16 protein-coding genes, 2 tRNA genes and 1 pseudogene are annotated in these 20,621 nt (G+C 65.4%); 17 read left to right on the plus strand and 2 right to left on the minus strand.

Translation table 11 applies throughout. The features are described 5' to 3' along the window. Positions 1–145: 145 nt before the first annotated feature. From SOM47_RS15730 to SOM47_RS15760, 7 genes are all read left to right on the plus strand, one after another. Positions 146–664: a GspH/FimT family pseudopilin gene (locus SOM47_RS15730; protein WP_320506117.1), complete on the plus strand. Its 519-nt coding sequence runs from the start codon at positions 146–148 to the stop codon at positions 662–664. Beyond that, complete coding sequence (pilV, locus tag SOM47_RS15735; RefSeq protein ID WP_320506118.1) at positions 661–1,122, plus strand: type IV pilus modification protein PilV; 462 nt, start codon at positions 661–663, stop codon at positions 1,120–1,122. Before SOM47_RS15730 ends, pilV begins: the two co-directional genes overlap by 4 nt. Continuing rightward, positions 1,119–2,306, plus strand: coding sequence for a PilW family protein (locus SOM47_RS15740; protein WP_320506119.1), 1,188 nt, complete (start codon positions 1,119–1,121; stop codon positions 2,304–2,306). The genes pilV and SOM47_RS15740 overlap by 4 nt, the downstream gene beginning before the upstream one ends. A 7-nt stretch (positions 2,307–2,313) precedes the next feature. Next, the gene (locus tag SOM47_RS15745; protein ID WP_320506120.1) at positions 2,314–2,808 is read left to right on the plus strand and encodes a pilus assembly PilX family protein; all 495 of its coding nucleotides are present in this window, start codon (positions 2,314–2,316) and stop codon (positions 2,806–2,808) included. After that, positions 2,805–7,490: a pilus assembly protein gene (locus SOM47_RS15750; protein WP_320506121.1), complete on the plus strand. Its 4,686-nt coding sequence runs from the start codon at positions 2,805–2,807 to the stop codon at positions 7,488–7,490. Before SOM47_RS15745 ends, SOM47_RS15750 begins: the two co-directional genes overlap by 4 nt. Positions 7,491–7,510: 20 nt before the next feature. Further along, positions 7,511–7,924, plus strand: a complete 414-nt coding sequence (locus tag SOM47_RS15755) for a type IV pilin protein (protein ID WP_320506122.1) — start codon at positions 7,511–7,513, stop codon at positions 7,922–7,924. Between the two features lie 54 nt (positions 7,925–7,978). Next, positions 7,979–8,055 (plus strand) — tRNA-Asn (locus SOM47_RS15760). 46 nt (positions 8,056–8,101) lie between these two features. Here the strand turns inward: SOM47_RS15760 and SOM47_RS15765 are convergent. Next, entirely contained in the window at positions 8,102–8,641 is a 540-nt protein-coding gene (locus SOM47_RS15765; RefSeq protein ID WP_320506123.1) for a GspH/FimT family protein, read from the minus strand. Positions 8,642–8,785: 144 nt separating this feature from the next. On the opposite strand from SOM47_RS15765, the gene uvrB reads away from it, so the two are divergent. The 3 genes from uvrB (at position 8,786) to SOM47_RS15780 (ending at position 11,731) form a co-directional block, all read left to right on the plus strand. After that, positions 8,786–10,819: an excinuclease ABC subunit UvrB gene (gene uvrB / locus SOM47_RS15770; protein WP_042614186.1), complete on the plus strand. Its 2,034-nt coding sequence runs from the start codon at positions 8,786–8,788 to the stop codon at positions 10,817–10,819. 163 nt (positions 10,820–10,982) lie between these two features. Further along, positions 10,983–11,057 (plus strand) — tRNA-Val (locus SOM47_RS15775). Positions 11,058–11,311: 254 nt separating this feature from the next. Then, positions 11,312–11,731, plus strand: a complete 420-nt coding sequence (locus tag SOM47_RS15780; RefSeq protein ID WP_192083875.1) for a hypothetical protein — start codon at positions 11,312–11,314, stop codon at positions 11,729–11,731. 16 nt (positions 11,732–11,747) lie between these two features. Here the strand turns inward: SOM47_RS15780 and SOM47_RS15785 are convergent, their stop codons facing one another. Then, a complete protein-coding gene (locus tag SOM47_RS15785; RefSeq protein WP_320506124.1) occupies positions 11,748–12,065 on the minus strand; it encodes a hypothetical protein in 318 nt (105 codons plus the stop codon). 122 nt (positions 12,066–12,187) lie between these two features. Between SOM47_RS15785 and SOM47_RS15790 the strand changes: the two genes are divergently transcribed. The 7 genes and pseudogenes from SOM47_RS15790 to lpxK all read left to right on the plus strand — a co-directional run bounded on the left by SOM47_RS15790 (position 12,188) and on the right by lpxK (position 20,594). Beyond that, a complete protein-coding gene (locus tag SOM47_RS15790) occupies positions 12,188–12,859 on the plus strand; it encodes a response regulator transcription factor (RefSeq protein WP_320506125.1) in 672 nt (223 codons plus the stop codon). A 2-nt stretch (positions 12,860–12,861) separates the two neighbouring features. Further along, positions 12,862–14,208 (plus strand): sensor histidine kinase, encoded by a 1,347-nt coding sequence (locus SOM47_RS15795; RefSeq protein ID WP_042614190.1) that lies wholly within the window; start codon positions 12,862–12,864, stop codon positions 14,206–14,208. Positions 14,209–14,274: 66 nt separating this feature from the next. Then, a pseudogene (locus tag SOM47_RS15800) lies at positions 14,275–16,716 on the plus strand (DNA internalization-related competence protein ComEC/Rec2); the annotation flags it as partial. 7 nt (positions 16,717–16,723) lie between these two features. After that, positions 16,724–17,404 (plus strand): MotA/TolQ/ExbB proton channel family protein, encoded by a 681-nt coding sequence (locus SOM47_RS15805; protein ID WP_042614191.1) that lies wholly within the window; start codon positions 16,724–16,726, stop codon positions 17,402–17,404. A gap of 3 nt (positions 17,405–17,407) precedes the next feature. Next, positions 17,408–17,830, plus strand: a complete 423-nt coding sequence (locus SOM47_RS15810; RefSeq protein ID WP_042614192.1) for an ExbD/TolR family protein — start codon at positions 17,408–17,410, stop codon at positions 17,828–17,830. Beyond that, positions 17,827–19,575 (plus strand): lipid A export permease/ATP-binding protein MsbA, encoded by a 1,749-nt coding sequence (gene msbA / locus SOM47_RS15815; RefSeq protein ID WP_042614193.1) that lies wholly within the window; start codon positions 17,827–17,829, stop codon positions 19,573–19,575. Before SOM47_RS15810 ends, msbA begins: the two co-directional genes overlap by 4 nt. Continuing rightward, positions 19,575–20,594, plus strand: a complete 1,020-nt coding sequence (gene lpxK, locus SOM47_RS15820; RefSeq protein WP_042614194.1) for a tetraacyldisaccharide 4'-kinase — start codon at positions 19,575–19,577, stop codon at positions 20,592–20,594. Before msbA ends, lpxK begins: the two co-directional genes overlap by 1 nt. Positions 20,595–20,621: the final 27 nt, after the last annotated feature.

A 20,621-nucleotide genomic window follows, 5' to 3' on the forward strand; every position in this document is an offset into this window, starting at 1 on the left:
TGACGACCGCTGGTCGTCACGTCTGTCGCCCTTGCGGCGCCGATCTTTTGACGCTTGTCGCCCCCGAATGACCGTTCGTCCTGCACCCTCTTGCGGGTGGCGTCGGCTTGCCTCATCGTGCCGACATCACGCTGGGGAGCGTCCCATGTCTTTACGCCTGTCCAAGGGCTTCACGCTGCTGGAACTGATGGTCACGGTTGCCGTCATGGCGATCATGGCCGCGCTTGCGTTTCCCAGCTTCCAAGGGACACTGCGGTCCAACCGCATGGCCACCACGTCCAACGAATTGATCGCCGCGTTGTCGCTTGCCCGCTCGGAGGCGATCAAGAATACCCGTGGGGCGGGCGTCTGTGCCTCCTCTGCCGGCACGTCATGCGACGGTGCATCCTGGGCCGGGGGCTGGATGGTGTTTGGCGACACGAACCGGAATGGAAGCTTCGACACTAATGAGCCTGTCCTTCGGGTTGCCGAGGGGCGTCCGCGCCTCCAGGGCGTAAGCGGCCAGGACCTGTCCATTGCCTTCGATGGCCGCGGTCGCAACCGTGCAAATGCGGCCCGGAACATCACCCTGCGTCCGGATGAATGCGGCGACCAGCCGCTCCAGCGCCACCTGGTCGTCTCTCCGACTGGCCAAGTCCGGCTCACCAAGGAAGCATGCGCATGAGCGTCAGCCCCCACCGGCCTGCGGGCCGACAACAGGGCGGATTCAGCCTGATCGAGGTGCTGATCGCGATTCTGGTGCTGGGCTTTGGCCTGCTCGGCTTCGCGTTGCTGCAGACGATGAATGTCCGCTACGTACAGAGTGCAAATTATCGTACCCAGGCCACCAACCTGAGCTACGAGCTACTTGACCAGATACGCATCAACCGCGTCGCAGCCAGTGAGTTCGTGGGCGATTACACGGCCACGGTCACCAACTGCGATCCGCCTACCGGCATCAACATCAGCAAGGACAGCTTCATGGGTGACTGGAGGTGCCGCATGGGCAAGGCACTGGGCGAGGCCGCGACGGCAACGGTTGCACAGAACGGCGCCGTTGTTACCGTCAGTGTCAGTTGGGGCGACGAACGCTGGAAAGCGGACGCCGAAGAGACGACGTTCACTGCGAGGACGAGGCTGTGAGCCGCCTGTCGCGCACTCGCCGTCAGATCACCGGTGTATCGTTGATCGAACTGATGATCGCCATGGCCATCGGGCTTGTCATCATGTTGGCGGTAATCCAGGTTTTCGCGGCCTCTCGTTCTGCCTATCAACTCTCCGCCGGTCTCGCCCGCGTTCAGGAGAACAGCCGTTTCGCCATGGATTCGCTGCAGCGTGAGTTGCGCATGGCCGGACATTTCGGCTGTGTCAACGATCAGGCCCATGCCCAGCAAGCAACAAATTCGTTGCACTCCACCTTGATCACCACCCATCCGGCGCTGGACTTCACCCGCTCCATCCAAGGCTATGAGGCCACAGATACCTCACCGGGCGACCCCCTTACCCTGGCGGCAACACCGGCAACCGGCGGCAACGCTTACAGTCCTGCGTTGCCCCCGCAGTACGCTGCGGCGATGACCAACCGGGTCAACGGCAGCGACATCGTGGCCCTGCGCTACCTGATGCCCGATGGCGTGCCGGTAATTTCCACCGGCGGCAGCGCGGACAAGCCGGTGTTCAACTTCGATGCTGCACGACTGTCCGTGCTGCAGAGCGGCTTGACCAATCCGGGCCTCTTCGGGGTGTCCGACTGCCTGTCTGCGACCGTGTTCCAAGCCAGCGCAGTCAGTAACTCAGCCGGCAGCGTCACCTTCAATACAGCGACCAACAATGCGACCAATTTTACTGCGCTGTACACCGCCGGCCAGGCAAATCTCTACCGTGCGGAAAGCGTGGTTTTCTACGTGGGGTATGACGCTGCAACACGCCAATCGCAGCTGTATCGCGTGCGTTTCACCGCCACCCCGGGCGGCGCGCTGACCGCCCAGCCACCCGAGGCGCTTGTCGAAGGAGTGGAGAACATGCAGCTGCTGTTTGGGCAGGACCGCCAACTGGCCGCCACGTCTCCCACCGGTTATATCGACCGACAAGGCACGGCCACAGCCGTGGAGGCATCGCTGGCGGACAAGTCCCAGGCATGGCGCCGCGTGGGTGCGGTGCAGCTGGGTCTGCTGGTTTCCAGCCCGGACCCGGCAGCGGCAAAGCGTCCTACCGGCGATGCGGAGCTCACCTCCCTCGGCGTGACATTCACGGTTCCCAACGACACCCGCATGCGCTCGGTCTACCAGACGACGATCGCGCTGCGTAACCGCCTTTACGGCAACTGAGGTGCCCATGTCTTCGTCCATCGCCCGCACACGCAACCGCTGGTCGCGGCCGAACCAACAGCGCGGTGCCGTGCTGTACGTGGCACTGATTGTGCTGATCCTGCTGGCATTGATCGGCATTGCGGGTATGCAGGTGACCAGCATGCAGGAACGCATGTCCGCCAATTACCTGCGCACCAACCAGGCATTCCAGAATGCAGAGGCTGATGCGAGGGGCGTCGAAACGAATATCGAGACCACCATCGCAGGGGGCGCGACATTCGCTTCGTCACAGGAAGAATGCAGCCCCAGTTATGACCCGCTGACCTGGTCGAACGGGGTGTCGGTGACCGCGTCCAGCTACACCCGCCGTGTCGACAAGTGCTTTGCGGCGTCGAGCCGGCGCGTTGGCGTGCTGTTGAGCGAGGAAACAGGAAACATCTATCAGGTCACGGCCCTGGCCAGTGACGACCCGACCAATGCCTCGGCCAGTGCCGTCATCGACACGATCTTCATCCCATGAACAGTGACCGTCGTCTTCTTCGTTTCTCCCCCTCAAGCTGGGCCCGCGCGGGCATTGCGCTGGCAGTACTGGGCGGTGTCGCCGCGTTGGTCATTCCATCGCGCGCTGCGGTCGGTGATTACGACGTTGCCCAGGAGCCGCTGTACAGCAAGCAGACGCAGCCGCCACTGATGATGATGGTGATGTCACGGGATGAGCAGCTCTTCAACAAAGCGTACAGCGACTACAGCAACCTCGACGAGGATGCCAACAATACACTCGAGACAACCTACCTGGACTCCTTCGAGTATGGCGGTTACTTCGATTCCAAGCTCTGCTATGGCGCCACCGCGACAGGCGACGGCGGGGTGTTCAAGGCGACGACCAAGGCATCCGGTGCCAATGGTCACAGCTGCTCCGGCCAGTGGTCGGGCAACTTCTTGAACTGGATCACCATGAGCCGCCTGGACGTCATGCGCAGCGTGCTCTACGGCGGCCAGCGTTATATCGACACTGACGACAGGACCGTGATCGAGCGCGCGCGTATCCCCAGCGATCTGCACGCATGGGTCAAGGTCTATTCCGGCGGCGACATCGGCAGCTTTGCACCGCTGTCGGGCACACAGTCGTTCTGCAACGTTACTGCAGGCACCGCCGCCGATGCGGTGCCGCGAATGCTGGTGTCGGGCGGCAACTGGTCTGAATGGGCATCAACCGCAGGCTTTCAATGTGGCGTAGGCCGCAGCGGCGAGGGCAGCTCGGACGTCCCGCGCTCGGCGACCACCTACGCGGTGCGTGCCGAGGTCTGCGCGCCCGGCGATAACGCGCTCCGTGAAAGCTATTGCCGCAAGTACAACGACGGTAACCAGGACCGCTACAAGCCCAGTGGTGTGCTACAGACCTACGGTGAAAGTGGGCGGCTGCGGTTCGGGCTGATTACCGGCACCTATGCCAACCCGCGCGATGGCGGCACTCTGCGGCGGAACATCGGGAAGATCGCAGGCAACAGCAGTGGCTTCTGCTCGGCGGGTGACGAAATCGACCTCGCCACGGGGCGATTCTGTTATCTGAAGGCCGGCGCCGCGGCAGGTGCGGAAGGGGTGATCAAGACCATCTCGACGTTCAAGATCGACCAGTGGAACGGCAGCAGCAACTGGAACGACTGCAATACCTACGGCATCCTCAACCGTCAGGACCAGGGCGGCAACGGCAATCTGGCCGACCCGGGTACCGGCGGACAAAAATGCAGCGCGTGGGGCAATCCGCTTGCCGAAATGTACGCGGAGGCGCTGCGGTACGTAACCGCAGGAACGCCTTTGTATGGAGATCTGGGCGACCTTTCTGGTCTGCCGACCGGTATCAAGTGGGCGGACCCGTACCGCCTGCCGGCCAATGGCGGCAACTCCTATTGCGCCACCTGCAACATCCTGGTGATGTCTTCGGGCCTGCCATCCTTCGACAGTGACAACATTGGCAGCGTTCCTAATCTTGCCTCGGCCACGGGCGCGACCGATGCCCTGGGCATCGCCGAGGGCCTGGTCGGAAAGTCGTTCATGGCTGGCCGTAACACGGCGACGCCACGCTACGCCTCGCTTGATACCCATGAAGACATCTGCGAGGGACAGAGGGTCAGCTCGTTGAGCACAGTGCGCGGCATCTGTCCCGACATTCCGTCGATGGAAGGCAGCTACATGCTGGCCGGGTTGGCCAAGGCGGCGGCGGAGACGGATCTGCGACCGGGTGTGCAGGGCAAGCCGTCCACCTACAAGGTAACAGCGACGACCTATACGGTCGCGATGGCCGAGAACCTGCCGAAGTTCGAGATCAACGTAGGTGGCGGCAAGATCGGCATTGCGCCTCTCTGCCAGGCCAACAACAACGGCAATGCCACTGCCGGTTCCAATGGCTGGCGTAGTTGCTTCCTGGGCGCCGTCGGTATCGGAACCAAGGTGTCAACTACGTCGCAGGCAAATGTATACGGGCGCCCCTACAAGGCCGACGGAACCGCGGGCAGCTTCTCGTTGGTATGGGAAGATTCGCTTTGGGGCAATGATCACGACAATGACGTGGTGGCCATGCTCAGCTACTGCGTCGGAGCAACCTGTACTGAGTCCAGCGGCTTCAACAATATCTGCTGGCGTGCGGATTCGCGGGTTTCCAAGAGCTACAGCGCAGCCAACACCAATACCGCAGTCTGCAATGGCGACAACAACGTCGGCACCTCGGTCAGGGGCACGGTGGCGGCTGATGAAGTGATGATCCGTATCGAGAACCTGTCTGCGTACGCAGGCAATGCCATGCTGTCTGGCTATACGATCACAGGCTCCAACTCGCCCAATACCGTGCAGCGGCTTGCGCTGCGTCCTGGTAACCAGAATGCCTCGGTGCTGACCTCGACCAACACCTACCCGAACACCTGGGACAAGCCGGTCGTCATCAAGTACAAGCTGTCTACAGGTGCGGCAGGGCAGCTGGAAAGTCCGCTGTGGTATGCGGCCAAGTACGGCGTGCCGGCCGGTGGCAAGAAGTGGGATAGCAAGAAGGCCGGCGTACCGGACAATTACTTCCTGGCGCGCAATCCGACCAAGCTGAAGGAAGCGCTGGAAGGGATCTTCGACAGCGCAGCTGCGGGGGATGCGCCGGTGGGTGGCAGCGGCACCGGTGCACGTATCACCACCGGCTCGTTCACGGTCAGCTCCAACTTCAAGGTGCCTGAAGGTTCCAATGACTGGACCGGAGACGTCGTCGGAACGGCAGTGACCTCCGACGGCACCGACGGGGCGGAACTGTGGCGCGCCTCGACACGCATCTCAAGCTCCACGCGCCGGATAATCATGGCGACCGCGCCGACCCGCACCAGCTCCGCCGGCGAGGTGACCGCCGTGACGGCGTCTGAGTTTGCAGGTACCAATGTGCCCGGTGCCAATCGCGCCGAGAAGCTCTCTGCACTCGGTTTCAGCAGCTCCATCCCGACCTGGTTCGGAACGCGTAGCGTAGACAGCCTGGTTGGTTACCTGAAAGGCGCGCCGGTCAGCGGTCTGCGTACCCGTTCCTCGCCGCTAGGGGACATCGTCAACTCGTCGACGCAGATCGTGTCCAACCGCGATGATTACGGCTATGGCTCCTGGAAAAACAGCGTCACGTCGTGGAAGCAGACACTGGGTACTGCCTATTCGAACTTCCTGGCCGCCAAGAAGGCTCCCGGCGGGGCGCCGACGGTGGTCTATGTGGGCGCCAACGATGGCATGTTGCATGGCTTCGATGCATCGACCGGTGGCTCTGCAGGCAACGAGGTGATGGCCTTCATACCCTCGGCGTCGCTGCAGCACATCGCCGAGCTCGCCAATCCGACCTACGGTCACCGCTACTACGTGGATGGGTCGCTGACCTCGGCCGACGTCTACTACGGAAACGCTTGGCACAGCGTCCTGGTGGGTAGTACCGGGGGCGGCGGCTCTAGCAAGGCGCCTAATGCGGCCAGCATAGGCAACGGTTCCGTGTTCGGCCTCAACGTGGACAGCCCCACCACCTTCGGTGCCTCCAACGTACTGTGGGAGGTATCGGGCCGGAGCGAATCGGACATGGGCTTCGTGCTCGGCAAGCCCGTCGTCGTGCCGGTAACCGGCGCCGCAGTGGGGGCCGCGCCGCGGTTCGTGGCGCTGTTCGGTAATGGTGTTAATTCAACCAGCGGCAAGGCGGTCCTGTTCGCCGTCGATATCCAGACCGGCAAGATACTGAAGCGGCTCAGTTCCAACAGCGCGACCTACACCGGTCGCAATGGACTGATCAACATTGCGCCGGTGGCGTTGAAGAACAGCGACGGCGTGACCGATACGGTGTACGGCGGGGACATGCAGGGCAACCTCTGGAAGTATGATCTGTCTGATCCCAATCCCGAGAACTGGAGCATCGCCCTCAATGGCGTCCCCTTGTTCACGGCCGTGCGCGACAATGCCAGGCAGCCGATCACCGGTGGTATCGAGGTAACCAGTGGACCCGGTGGCGGTGTCAGCCTGTTCTTTGGTACCGGCCAGTACTTCGCCGCGGACGACAATCAGGTCAATTCAGCATCGCCGGTGCAGTCGCTGTATGGCATCTGGGACGACCTGAAGACGTCGGTCAGCGGACGTACGCAGCTGGTCGCGCAGACGATCGGCAGCGCCGCGAACAGCAGCGGTTATGCAATCCGGACGGTCAGCCGCAACAGCGTCAGCTATACCACCAAGCGTGGCTGGTACGTGGACCTGGCGATCGGAAACGCCATCGAAGGCGAGAGATTCGTGGGCAATCCGAATATCCAGAACGGTATCGTGTTCTTCACCACGTACGTGCCGGGGACGTCCATCTGCGGCAGCGGCGGCGGGGTGAACTGGCTCTATGGTTTGAATCTGTTGTCAGGTGCCGGCAATATGTCCGGACTCAGTCCGAACCGCGGCGGCGATTCACTGTGCAGTGGCAATTGTGGTGGCATCGCGCTGACCAAGAATGGCGACCTCAGCAAGGGGCCGCCGGTGCGTGATACCAGCATCTTCGTTCCGCCACCGCCCACGCCGCTGGTGGGTTGCAAGCCGGGCGAACCCGGGTGCAGTGTCGATGAACGCATTGCACGCGAAGCCTGCACCTTCGTATTGCGCGCACCAGGTGCCGATGGCCTGTTCATGCCGCGACCGTGTGGCCGGCAGTCCTGGCGGCAGATCCGTTGATGAGGCAGGTAAGGGTACCCATGAGCACGATTTCCCAGCATAAGCGCAGCAGAGGCTTCACGCTGATCGAGTTGATGATCGTCGTGGCGGTGGTGGCGATCCTGGCCACGATCGCCATGCCGTCCTACCAGGAGCATGTCCGCAAATCGCGGCGTGCCCAAGCCAAAGCGGACCTGGTTGAGTTGGCCCAGCAGCTCGAGCGGCATCACACCGTACAGAATACCTACGCTGGATTGACCTTGCCGTTTACCCAATCGCCCCGTGATGGAACTGCACGTTATACGGTGTCCTACGCGGGTACTCCGGGCGCGTCCACCTTCACGCTTCAGGCAGTACCAGCCGATAGCCAGTCTGCTGACAAGTGCGGAACGCTGACGCTGGACCAGGCGGGTCGAAAGACCCCCGCTGCCGCGACGGTTGCGGACTGCTGGTAATCCGGCATGCAGGGCTTGCCAGCGCGTCACGTTCTTGGCTAGAATGCGCACCCCGCCCGAATAGCTCAGCCGGTTAGAGCACTTGACTGTTAATCAGGGGGTCGTTGGTTCGAGTCCAACTTCGGGCGCCAGATTCAGCAGAAGGCCGCGAGCGATCGCGGCCTTTTTGCTTTTCGGCTAGTTCAGGCAGCCATCGCTCTTGCGAGTAACCCGGCTGCGTACCCGCCCCGGTACGCTGACGACGACTTCGCTATGCAGGCGGTCGCCGATGTAGATGCAGATGGTCTGGGCAACGCCCGCACTGCGTCCGTCAGGACGGAACTGCATGCGCTGTCGCCACAGGCTGGTCCGGGCTTTGACGCTCGATGCAGCGTGCTGTTCCACCAGGAGGACCCCCTTCGGGGCCTTGCCCGGGCGCAGCGGCGTGTGCGGTGCGGGATACACCACCCAGCCCCGGGCCCAGTCGCGGCCGCAGGTGATGCCGTCGCTGCTGGGACAGGCTTCAATGCGCTGGCGGCGGGTGATGGCGGTGCTGCGTACGGTCGACAGCATCGCATGCAGCTGCATGCGCAGACTGTCTGCGCGTAGCCGCGCCAAGGTCCGTTGGAACGAGGGCAGGGCGGTCGCTGCCAGGGTGGCGACCAGCGCCAGCGCCATGCACAATTCAACCAGGCCGTAGCCGCGGGAACAAGGTGCAGGCAGGGTTGGATGTGGCATGCAAAGGTCCTCCGTGCCTGCATGGTCCGCCTTGTCCCGGTACCGGTCCGTCGCCAGAGCCGTCAACAGCAGGTAGCCGATTCCCTCAACCTGCCGTCACCGGCCTGCCCGCTATAATTGTTCCCCCCGGGACCTGGCAGCACCATGAGCGACCGTTTCCAACTCGTATCGCCGTATTCGCCGGCAGGCGACCAGCCCAACGCGATCGAGAAGCTGAGCAGCAACTTCGAAGCCGGCGTGGCCAAGCAGACCCTGCTCGGCGTGACCGGCTCGGGCAAGACCTACACCATCGCCAACGTCATCGACCGCATCCAGAAGCCGACGCTCATCATGGCGCCGAACAAGACGCTGGCTGCGCAGTTGTACGGTGAGTTCAAGGCGTTCTTCCCGCACAACGCGGTCGAGTATTTTGTCAGCTACTACGACTACTACCAGCCGGAAGCCTATGTGCCGTCCTCGGACACCTTCATCGAGAAGGACAGTTCGATCAACGAACACATCGAGCAGATGCGCCTGGCGGCGACCAAGACCCTGCTGTCACGGCCGGATGCGCTGGTGGTGGCCACGGTATCGGCCATCTACGGCCTGGGCGCGCCGGAAGACTACCTATCGCTGCGGCTGATCCTGTCCAAGGGCGAGCGCATCGACCAGCGCGACCTGATCAACCACCTGACCCAGCTGCAGTACACCCGCAACGAATACGAGCTGCATCGCGGCACGTTCCGCGTGCGGGGCGAAGTGATCGACGTGTTCCCCGCCGAATCGGACAGCGAAGCGCTGCGCATCGAGCTGTTCGATGGTGAAGTGGAGAAGATCACCCTGTTCGATCCGCTCACCGGCGAAACGCTGCGCAACATGATGCGCTTCACTGTCTACCCGAAGACCCATTACGCCACCACCCGCGAGCGCGTGCTGGCGGCGGTGGAAACCATCAAGGTGGAGCTGAAGGAGCGGCTGGAGCAGCTGTATGCGGAAAACAAGCTGGTGGAGGCGCAGCGCCTGGCCCAGCGCACCCAGTTCGACATCGAGATGATGGCCGAGGTGGGCTTCTGCAACGGCATCGAGAACTACTCGCGCCACCTGACCGGCAAGCCGGCCGGTTCGCCGCCGCCGACCCTGTTTGATTACCTGCCGCCGGACGCGCTGCTGGTGATCGATGAATCGCACGTCACCATTCCGCAGATCGGCGCGATGTACAAGGGCGACCGTTCGCGCAAGGAAACCCTGGTGGAGTTCGGCTTCCGGCTGCCTTCGGCGCTGGACAACCGGCCGCTGCGTTTCGAGGAATGGGAACAGCGTTGCCCGCGTGCCATCTACGTGTCGGCCACACCGGGTCCGTATGAGTACCGCGAGGCCGGCGAAGACATGGCCGAGCTGGTGGTGCGCCCGACGGGGCTGATCGATCCGGTGGTGGAGATCCGCCCGGTCGGCACCCAGGTTGACGACCTGATGAGCGAGGCCAACGAGCGCATCAAGATGGGCGACCGCGTGCTGGTTACCACCCTGACCAAGCGCATGGCCGAGAACCTGACCGAATATCTGAGTGAACACGGCATCCGCGTGCGCTACCTGCATTCGGACATCGACACGGTAGAGCGCGTGGAGATCATCCGCGACCTGCGCCTGGGCAAGTTCGACGTGCTGGTGGGCATCAACCTGCTGCGCGAAGGCCTGGACATGCCCGAGGTCTCGCTGGTGGCGATCCTGGACGCGGACAAGGAAGGTTTCCTGCGCTCCACCGGTTCGCTGATCCAGACCATCGGCCGTGCAGCGCGTAACGTGCGCGGCAAGGCGATCCTGTATGCGGACCGGATGACGCGGTCGATGCAGGCGGCCATCGATGAGACCGACCGTCGCCGCGCCAAGCAGGTGGAGTACAACGAAGAGCACGGCATCGTGCCCAAGTCGGTCGCCCGCCCGATCGTCGATGTGCTGGAAGGCGCGCGTTCGGAGGCGTACGACCGGGCCTCGCGCAAAGGCAAGGGCAAGGGAAAGATCGGAGCGGTCGAGATCGCCGAAGAGGGTGCCGATTACGCGACGCTGTCGCCGTCCCAGGTCGCCACCCGGCTCAAGTCGCTGGAGCAGCGGATGTACCAGCACGCCAAGGACCTGGAGTTCGAAGAGGCCGGGCGCGTGCGCGACCTGATCAAGCGCCTGAAAGAGGCCAGCCTGGGCTGATTGGGGCATCGGTAGCGCCGAACCTTGCTCGGCGAAATCCCGAAAGCAGCCACAAACGTCGCTTTCGAAGATTTCTTCACAAAAGTGTTGCACAACCCCGGTCTCCTCCGTAATATACGCGGCCTGCCCCGACGCAATCGCAACGCGGCAGGAAACGAAAAACGGGCGGTTAGCTCAGCGGTAGAGCACTACCTTGACATGGTAGGGGTCACAGGTTCGAACCCTGTACCGCCCACCACTTCCAGCGAAGTGGGAACGAAAAAAGCCAGCCATCGCGCTGGTTTTTTTGTGCCCGGAATTCGGGATTCGTGTTCGCTGGGAAGGTCCTGATCCGCATAGGGGTAGCCGCGCCTGGCCCGGTGATGACGTCTGTCCTTGGCGCTGCACGCAGCACTGCAACTGTTCCGTTGCCTGGCAACGCCCGCTGTCGTGAGATCAGGTAGCCGGGACTGCCGGCGTGGGAGAAACCCTATGACCTGTTTCAACAAGACGATGTTGCCGACCCTGCTGGCCGTTGCGTTCTTGGCCGTGACCCACAACGTCAGGGCAGGTAATGAATCGATCACCAGCACGCGGACGATCGTGGTGGACGCGCGATCCGCGGACGGCGCTGCCGCACGAGCCTGGATTGAAAGGAATTCGCCTGACTTCCGTCCACGCCTTGACGCGGAGCAGATGGAAATAAGCAGGACGGTGGTGGTCGGTTCGGATAACGTGCAGCGCACGCCGGGAGACAACCCGCCGATTCCGCTTCCTGCAAGCGGAAAGCCGGGCGAAGTGATCAGCTTCAGCAGCCAGCGCAATGGCGGCCTGGAGTCCTGGACCTACAAATGGCGGGCTGGTTCGAAGGGTGGCGGCAGCTGGAGTCTGATCGGCTACACGTTCAAGTACTTCGATGAGCAGGAGCGCTGATCGCAGCGCGCCTCCGTCAGCCTGCGGTGAACGCCTGCCGCAGGCTGCGCAGTGAATCCTGGCGGCAGCGGGTCGCGCAGTCTTCGCCCATCTTGAATTCCTGCAGGCGCATGCCGACCAGCGCCAGCGACAACGCATAGCCGCTACCGGAACCGTGGCGCGCATGGCTGATCGCATGGCGTGCCAGGGCATCAACATGGTCACGGTCAGGCAGCAGGCCGAGGAACGCGCGTTCGGCGCTGTCCAGGTCCGGCGCGGTCAGCACCACGCGCGGGTCGTTGGCGGAATTGAGCAGGGCGGGCGCGGGGCTGGCCGGGGGGAGGAAAGCGTCCATGGCGTCGTTCGGCTCGGTACAGAAGCGGTACGTGCACGATGCGTCATCAACATTGTCAGAACATTGCGCGGCCCCTGCGCCGCTTATCATCAGCGCTGGTTTCTGCTGCCCACCGGTTTCCCATGCGCATTCTGCTGGTCGAAGACGATCCTGACCTGTCCCGCGCCCTGCAGTCCGGGCTGGAACGCCAGGGCGTGGTCGCCGACGTGGTGGACACGCTCGCTGCGGCCGCCGCCGCGCTGCGCGATCCGGTGCACCAGCTGTTGCTGCTGGACCGCCAGTTGCCCGATGGCGACGGTCTGGCCTTCGTGGCCATCGCCCGTGCGCTGCGGCCCAGCCTGCCGGTCATCATGCTCACTGCCAAGGGCAGCCTGGGTGACAAAGTGGAAGGGCTGGATGTCGGCGCGGATGACTATCTGGTCAAGCCGGTGGCCATCGAAGAATTGATGGCGCGCATCCGCGCTGTGTCGCGCCGCCCGACCGAAATGGTCACCCCGGTGTTGCAGTTGGGTCGGCTGCGTTTCGATTTCGAATCGCTGCAGGCGCAGGTGGACGGCCATGCGCTGCCGCTGCCACGCCGCCAGCTGCTGGTGCTGCAGGCACTTGCCTTGCGCCAAGGCCGCACGGTCACCCGCAGTGGATTGGAAGAAGCGGTGTACGGCTTCGACGACGACATCCAGTCCAATGCCCTGGATGCGCATATTTCAAAGCTGCGCAAAGCGCTGCAGCAGGCCGGCGCAGGCGTGGAAATCCACGTCATCCGCGGGGTCGGTTACCTGTTGACCGAGGCATGAAAATGAACACCGATATCCGATCCATTTCACTCGGCCTGGCCTGGCGCGTCTGCCTGGCCCAGGTGTTCACCGTGTTGATCGCGGTGATGGCGCTGATCCTGACCTGGGGCGACCAGGAATCGGTGCAGATGGACATGTTCACCGCCGATGACGTGGTCGCTGCACTGCACAGCGATGGAACCACCCTTCGGCTGGATCGCGCGCGCTGGGACGTACTCAACGCCCAGGCGGGCGGCAACCTGTGGTTCGTCGCCACCGATGAGCGCGGCAATCGGCTGTCCGAAGGCGCCGTGCCGGATGTCCATCGCGAACTGCTGTCGCGGCTGGAGCGCGTCGGCTACAGCGAACTGGGATCACTGACCCCGCCATACCTGGATGCGGCGCGCATCGTGATCAGCAACGAGAATGGCAGGCGCTTGACCGCGATGGTCGGCGGCCAGCCCAAGCACGGACTGTGGGAAGGCGCGCTGATGGTGCTGCGGCTGATCGGTCCGTGGTTCTTTCTGCCGCTGATCGTAGTGACCCTGCTGGTGATGCCGCTGGTGATCCATCGCGCCATGCGCGGGGTGCGGCAGCTGGCGCGCGAGGCGCGACTGCTGGACATCGGCAAGGCCGGCGCGCGGCTGGATACGCAGCTGGTCAGCAGCGAGATCGCCCCGCTGGTCAGTGCTTTCAACGACGCCATCGGCAAGGTGCAGCAAGGCTACGCCGCGCGCGACAAGTTCCTGGCCGACGCCGCGCACGAGCTGCGGGTGCCGATCGCGGTGGTACAGGCACGGCTGTCGCAGTTGCCGCAGGGCGCCTTGAAGGCGCAGCTGTTGAACGACATCGCGCGGCTGGGCAACGTCGCCGAACACCTGCTGGACCTGCAGCGCCTGGACCGCAGCGTGGAGAAGCTGCAGCCGCTGGACCTGGCCGCATTGGCGCGCACGGCGGCGGCGGAACTGGCACCGCTGGTGATCGGCGCCGGCTACACCTTCGAGGTGGATGCGCCGGACGAGCCGGTGTGGATCGTCGGCGATGGCATCGCCCTGGGGCGCGTCATGGCCAACCTGGTGCACAACGCGATCGTACATGGCGGCGGCCGCGGCACCATCAGCGTGCGGTTGGAAGCCAACGCCACGCTGGAGGTCGCCGACCAGGGCGCCGGTGTCCCGGAAAACGACCGCGAGGCGATCTTTGAACCGTTCCACCGCCTGCGCGCGGCCGGCAGCGGCAGCGGGCTGGGCCTGCACCTGGTTAAGGAGATCATCCAGCACCACGAAGGCGCGGTGAGCGTAGGCGAGGCACCGGGCGGTGGCGCCAGCTTCCGCATCGCATTCAACCGTTCGGTCCGCCGCCCCGGCTGAAACCCGAGCCTGCACTGTGTGGAAAGCTGATGGCAGCCGCTGCGGCAGCAGGCCACGCTGCATGGCATGGGGGGACAGGCCTGCGATCATCTCGTCGTGTCGCCGGGCCTGTGGGGCAAGGCCAGTGCCGCCGCACTGGTGGCCGGTGCCACGGCATGCTGTCAAATGCCGGTACTGCCGCCGGCCGTGGCGGCCTGGCCGGCCCTGTTGCTGGGCATCGTCCTGTGGCTGGCCCAGTGGCGGGGGCGCTGGCTGGGCATGCTGCTGGTGGGCTTCAGCTGGGCGGGGCTGCACGGGCAATGGGCCTTGCAGGCGCAGCTTCCGCCGCAGCATCCACCGGTCGACCAGGTGCTGCGCGGCAGGGTGATCGATCTCCCCGAGCATCGCCCGTCCTACAGTCGTTTCCTGCTGCGTGTCGATGACGACCCGGCACTGCCCGAGGCTCTCCGCGGCCGGCGCGTCCAGGTCTACTGGAGCGCGCCATTCGCACGTGCCGGGTCCGGCAGCGCCGTGCCAGGATCAGGTCCTGGTGGTGTGCGGCACACCGTTGCCGCCGGATCACGCTGGCACCTTCCGCTGCGATTGCGGGCGCCACGCAGCCGGATCAATCCGGGAGGATTCGACGGTGAACGCCACGCGCTGATGCTCGGCATCGCCGCCAGCGGGCAGGTCCGCGCTGGCTCGGTCCCGCACCAGCTGGAAGGCCCTGCCGGGCTGGCGGCCTGGCGCGAACGCATGTCGCAGCGGATCCAGCAGGCGCTGCCCGGCGAAACGTCGCGGTTCCTGCGCGCCCTGGCGCTGGGTGACACGCGCGAGCTCAGCGATGCGGATTGGGAACAGTTGCGTGCACTGGGCCTGACCCACCTCATCGCGATCTCCGGGTTCCATGTCGGCTTGGTCGCCGGCGGCCTTGCGCTGCTGGTCGGCCTGCTGTGGCGCTGTATCGCGATGCTGCCCCGGCACGTGCCACGGCCAACCGCGGCCGCGCTGGCGGCGGCTGCGGGCGCGGTGGGCTACGCGCTGGTGGCCGGACTGGCACTGCCGACCGTGCGCACCGCGCTGATGATCGCGGTGGTGGCGCTGGCGCGCGCCAGCCGCCGGCGCATGCCGTGGGCCCAGTCGCTGGCGTTGGCGGCCTTCGCGACCCTGCTGGTCGCCCCGCTGTCGGTCCTGGCTGCCGGGTTCTGGCTCAGCTTTGGCGGTGTGCTGTGGCTGATGTGGTGCCTGCCCGGTGGACAGCGTGCCGAGCCCGGGCTGGCCGGCCTGCTCAAACCGTTCCTGGCCGCGCAGGGGATCGCCAGCCTGGCGCTGTTGCCGCTCGGCATCAGCCTGTTCGGCCAGGCCTCGCGCATTGGTCCGCTGGTGAACCTGCTGGCGGTGCCGTGGTGGAGCCTGGTGGTGGTGCCGCTGGCGCTGCTCGGCACGGCGCTGGAGGCGCTGCATGCCGGGCTGGGTGCCTGGTGCTGGCGACTTGGCGACGCTGCCTTCGCCGTCAGTTGGACCTGGCTGCAGCCGCTGGCCGCGTGGAGCGGGGCCGTGTGGTGGTTGCCGGAGGCGCCGCGCTGGACGCTGCCGTTGGCCCTGCTGGGGGTGTTCTGGTGGTTGCTGCCGCGCGGCCGTGGCGGCCTGCTCGCGGCACCCTTGTTATGCCTGCCGCTGCTCTGGCCGGATCGGCAACTGCCGCCGCCGGGGGCGGTGGAGGTGCTGGTGCTGGACGTAGGGCAGGGCACTGCGGTGGTGGTGCGGACCGCGTCGCGGCTGCTGCTGTACGACCTCGGGCCCCCCGGCGTCGGCACCGATTCCGGCGAGCGCGTCGTGCTGCCCGCGCTCCGCGCACTGGGTGCCGGCGTGCCTGACCGGGTGCTGCTCAGCCATGGCGATGCCGACCATGCCGGTGGCCTGCCCGGCATCCGCCGTGCCTTTCCGCAGGTGCCGGTGTGGGCGCCGGCAGGGTCGGGAGTCGACGGCGCATCGCCCTGCCATCGCGGCCAGCAGTGGCGATGGGATGGGGTGGATTTCGAGATCCTGCATCCGGCGCAGGGGCACCGGGAGCGCGGCAATGCGTCCAGCTGCGTGTTGCGCATCGCTACCGCGCGCGGGGTGATCCTGCTCGCCGGTGACATCGGCATCGCCGAAGAAGCCCAGCTGCTGCATTCCAGCCGCGCCGCGCTGAAGGCGGACGCGGCGCTGGTCCCGCACCATGGCAGTGCCGGTTCGTCCAGCGCGCCGTGGGTGGACGCGGTGGGGGCGCGGCTGGCACTGGTGTCGGCCGGGCACCGCAACCGCTTCGGCCATCCGCGCGCCGAGGTGGTGCAGCGCTGGGCAGCGTCCGGTGCCGAAGTACTGGGCACCGCCACCTCCGGCGCACTGCACGTGTGGCTGGGCGCGCAGGGGCTGCAGGTGCGCGAACAACGGGTGCATGCGGGTCGCTGGTGGAATGCTGCGGGCCGGGAGCGGGCGGCTGCTATCCTATCGGTGGACAAACAGGCGGCCGCTGGGCCGGAGGGTTGGAAACGTGTGGGAACTGGTCAAGGCCGGCGGTTGGCCGATGGTGCCGCTGCTGCTGCTGGGTGTACTGGCTTTGGCGATCGTCCTGGAGCGTTTCTGGTCCCTGCGCCGCAACGAAGTGCTGCCACCGGGCCTGGGCCAGGATGTGCGCAACTGGGCGGCACGCGGCAAGCTGGATCCGGCCCACCTGGCGACCCTGAGGGCCAATTCGCCGCTGGGCGCGCTGCTGGCGGCGGCGCTGGACGCCCGCAATCGTCCGCGCGACCAGATCCGTGAGCGCATCGAAGACACCGGGCGCTTCATCGTCCATCGCATGGAACGCTTCCTCAATACGCTGGGCACCATCGCTTCGGCCGGTCCATTGCTGGGCCTGCTCGGCACCGTGGTCGGCATGATCCAGATGTTCCTGGGCATCCTGGATCACGGCGTGGGCGATGTGAACCAGCTGGCCGGCGGCATCGGCAAGGCGCTGGTATGCACGGCCACCGGCATGATCGTGGCGATCCCCGCGCTGATGTTCCATCGCTACTTCAAGGGCCGCATCAACGGCTACGTGATCGAGATGGAACAGGAGGCCAGCGCGCTGCTGGATGCGCTGGATGGCCGTCCGGGTGTGATGGCCACCGCGCCGCGCCCGGCCAGCCAGGCTGCCGCCAACCCCGGCACCGCCGCCCCGGCCAAGGCCTGACGGATGCGCATCCGCAACGACCGCGCCGGCGATGAGCCGCATATCGACCTGGTGCCGCTGATCGACGTGATCCTGGTGCTGATCATCTTCTTCGTGGTCACCACCACCTTCGATGCGCGTTCCACCCTGCAGGTGCAGCTGCCGCACGCCAGCCAGCAGGCCAACAGCGAGCCCCCGCGCGCGCTGAGCATCCTGGTCAACGCCGATGGCCGGTACTTCGTCAACGACCAGGAAGTGCTGCGCACCGACGTGGAGTCGGTCAAGCAGACCATTGCCGCGGTCGCCGGTGAGGACCGCACCCAGTCCGTTCTGCTGCGTGCCGATGCGCGTACTCCCTACCAGGCCGTGGTCACCGCACAGGATGCCCTCGGCCAGCTCGGCTTCCGCCGGATTTCCATCGCAACCGCTCCTGAGGTGCGTCAATGAGTTCCAAACACGCGCCCGTCTGGCCGATCTACAAACGCCTGCTTGGCTACACCCGCGCCTACTGGGTGTTCATGGTGGCCGCGGTGGTGGCGATGGCCATCGAAGCCCTGGCCGGCTACTCCTTCACCCGCTTGATGGAACCGCTGGTCAACCGTGGCTTCGTCAACCCGGAGCCGCGCATGGCGGTGATCCTGCCGCTGACCATCCTGGGCCTGTTCCTGATGCGCAGCCTGGCCACGCTGGTCAGTGACTACACCCTGGCCCGCACCGGCCGCAGCGTGGTGCGCGACCTGCGTGAACAGGTGCTGGAGAAATACCTGCACCTGCCGTCGTCGCACTTCGATACCGAAGCCACCCCGGTGATGGTCAGCCGGTTGAACTTCGATACCGAACAGGTCACCCAGGCCAGCGCCGATGCGTTGAAAACGCTGGTCGCCGACACCCTGACCATCATCGCGATGCTTGTGGTGATGCTGCAGATGAGCGTCAAGGTCACCATGGCCATGCTGGTGGTGGTGCCGATGATCGGCTTGATCGTGTCCTACGTGGGCAAGCGCTACCGGCGCATCAGCCGCGGCATCCAGGACGGCATGGGCACCATGGCGGCCACGGCGGAGCAGTCGTTGTCCGCCCAGCAGGAAGTCAAGGTGCACGGCACCCAGCGGCATGAGATCGACCGCTATTCGCGGCTGGCCAACCGCATGCTGGGCCTGAACATGAAAGTAGAGACCACGCGCGCCTTCGCCTCCAGCACGGTGCAGTTCCTGGCTGCGCTGGCGCTGGCGGTGATCGTCTGGGTAGCCACCCGCGAAGCGCTGGTCGGCAAACTCAACGCCGGCCAGTTCATGGGCCTGATGACCTCGATGATGGCGATCATTCCGTCGCTGCGCCGGCTGACCAGCGTGCAGACCTCGATCTCGCGCGGTGTGGCCGCCGCCGAGCGGCTGTTCTCCATCCTGGACATGCCGGTGGAGCGTGACCAGGGCAGCAAGCGCATCGAACGGGCACGCGGTGAACTGGCTTTCGAGCATGTGATGCTGCGTTATCGCGAAGACGCCGGCATCGCGCTGGACGACATCAGCTTCGTTGCACGCCCCGGCACCGTGACCGCCGTGGTGGGGCGCTCGGGCAGTGGCAAGACCAGCCTGATCCGGCTGGTGCCGCGCTTCTATGAGCCCAGTGGCGGCCGCATCACGTTGGATGGCGTGCCACTGGACGATTACCCGCTGGCCGATCTGCGTCGGCAGGTGGCGATGGTGGGGCAGAAAGTGATGCTGTTCGACGATACCATCGGCTCGAACATCGCCTACGGCATGGATGCCAGCCAGGAGCAGATCCGCGCGGCGGCCGAGGCGGCCAACGCCTGGGAGTTCATCGCGCGCCTGCCGCAGCAGCTGGACACCCCGGTCGGCGAGAACGGGGCGCTGCTGTCCGGTGGCCAGCGCCAGCGCCTGGCGATCGCCCGCGCGATCCTGCGTGATGCGCCGATCCTGATCCTGGACGAGGCGACCGCCGCGCTGGACAACGAATCCGAACGGCTGGTGCAGGATGCGTTGCAGCGGCTGATGCCCGAGCGCACCACGCTGGTCATCGCACACCGGCTGTCCACCATCGAGCACGCCGACCAGGTGCTGGTGATGGACCAGGGCCGCATTGTCGAGCGCGGCACGCACCACGAACTGCTGGCCATGGGCGGCCTGTACGAGCACCTGTACAACATGCAGTTCCGCGAAAGGCAGGCCTGATGTCCGGCAAGGGTACCCAGACACCGGCCTACTGGTATGACGGCTCCACGGTGCCGCTCGGGATGCGCCTGCTCAGCCCGCTGTATGCGGCCGTGTCCGGCCTGCGGCGGCGCCTGTACCGGCGCGGCTGGCTGAAGCGGCACGCGTTGCCGGTGCCGGTGATCGTGGTCGGCAACATCACCGCCGGTGGCACCGGCAAGACCCCGCTGACCATCGCGCTGGTGCAGCAGTTGCGCGCAGCGGGCTGGAAACCCGGCGTTGCCAGCCGTGGCTATGGTCGCGAGCAGGCTGAAACTGGCCGCTGGGTGGACGCCGATACGCCGACCGCGCTGGGCGGCGACGAGCCGGTGCTGATTGCCTGGAAAACCGGTGCGCCGGTGCGGGTGGATGCCGATCGGGTAGCCGCCGGCAAGGCGCTGGTCGAAGCTGGCTGCGATGTGATCGTCTGCGATGACGGCCTGCAGCACTACCGCCTGGCGCGCGATATCGAGATTGAAGTCATTGACGCGCAGCGTCGTTACGGCAACGGCCGGCTGCTGCCTGCCGGACCGCTGCGCGAGCCGGTGGCCCGCGCCGGCGAATGCGATTTCCGCGTGGTCAACCAGGGCGCGGCCAGCGCGGAAAACGCGGCGGTGGCGTGTGGGTTCGGGCAATGGCCGATGCGCCTGCGCATCGACAGTGCCCAGCCGCTGGTGGGCGGCCGCCTGCGCGCGCTTTCGCACTTTGCCGGGCAGCGCGTGCACGCCGTGGCCGGTATCGCGCACCCGCAGCGCTTCTTCGACATGCTGCGCGCCGAACGCATCGGCGTGGTCCCGCATGCCTTCGCCGACCACCACGCCTACCAGCCGCAGGACCTGCGTTTTGGCAGCGAGCTGCCGATCCTGATGACCGAAAAGGACGCGGTGAAGTGCCGCGCCTTCGCCAACGACTGGCACTTCGCCATTCCCCTGCAGGCCGATCTGCCCGCCGCGTTCTGGGTGGCATTGACCGACCGCCTTGAGAAGCTGCGCGCGCGCTGAACCGCCTGCGCGCGTGGCCTGTAACCG

The sequence above is a fragment of the Stenotrophomonas sp. CFBP8980 genome (assembly GCF_034046095.1).
In the GTDB taxonomy this organism is placed as follows: Bacteria; Pseudomonadota; Gammaproteobacteria; order Xanthomonadales; family Xanthomonadaceae; genus Stenotrophomonas; species Stenotrophomonas lacuserhaii.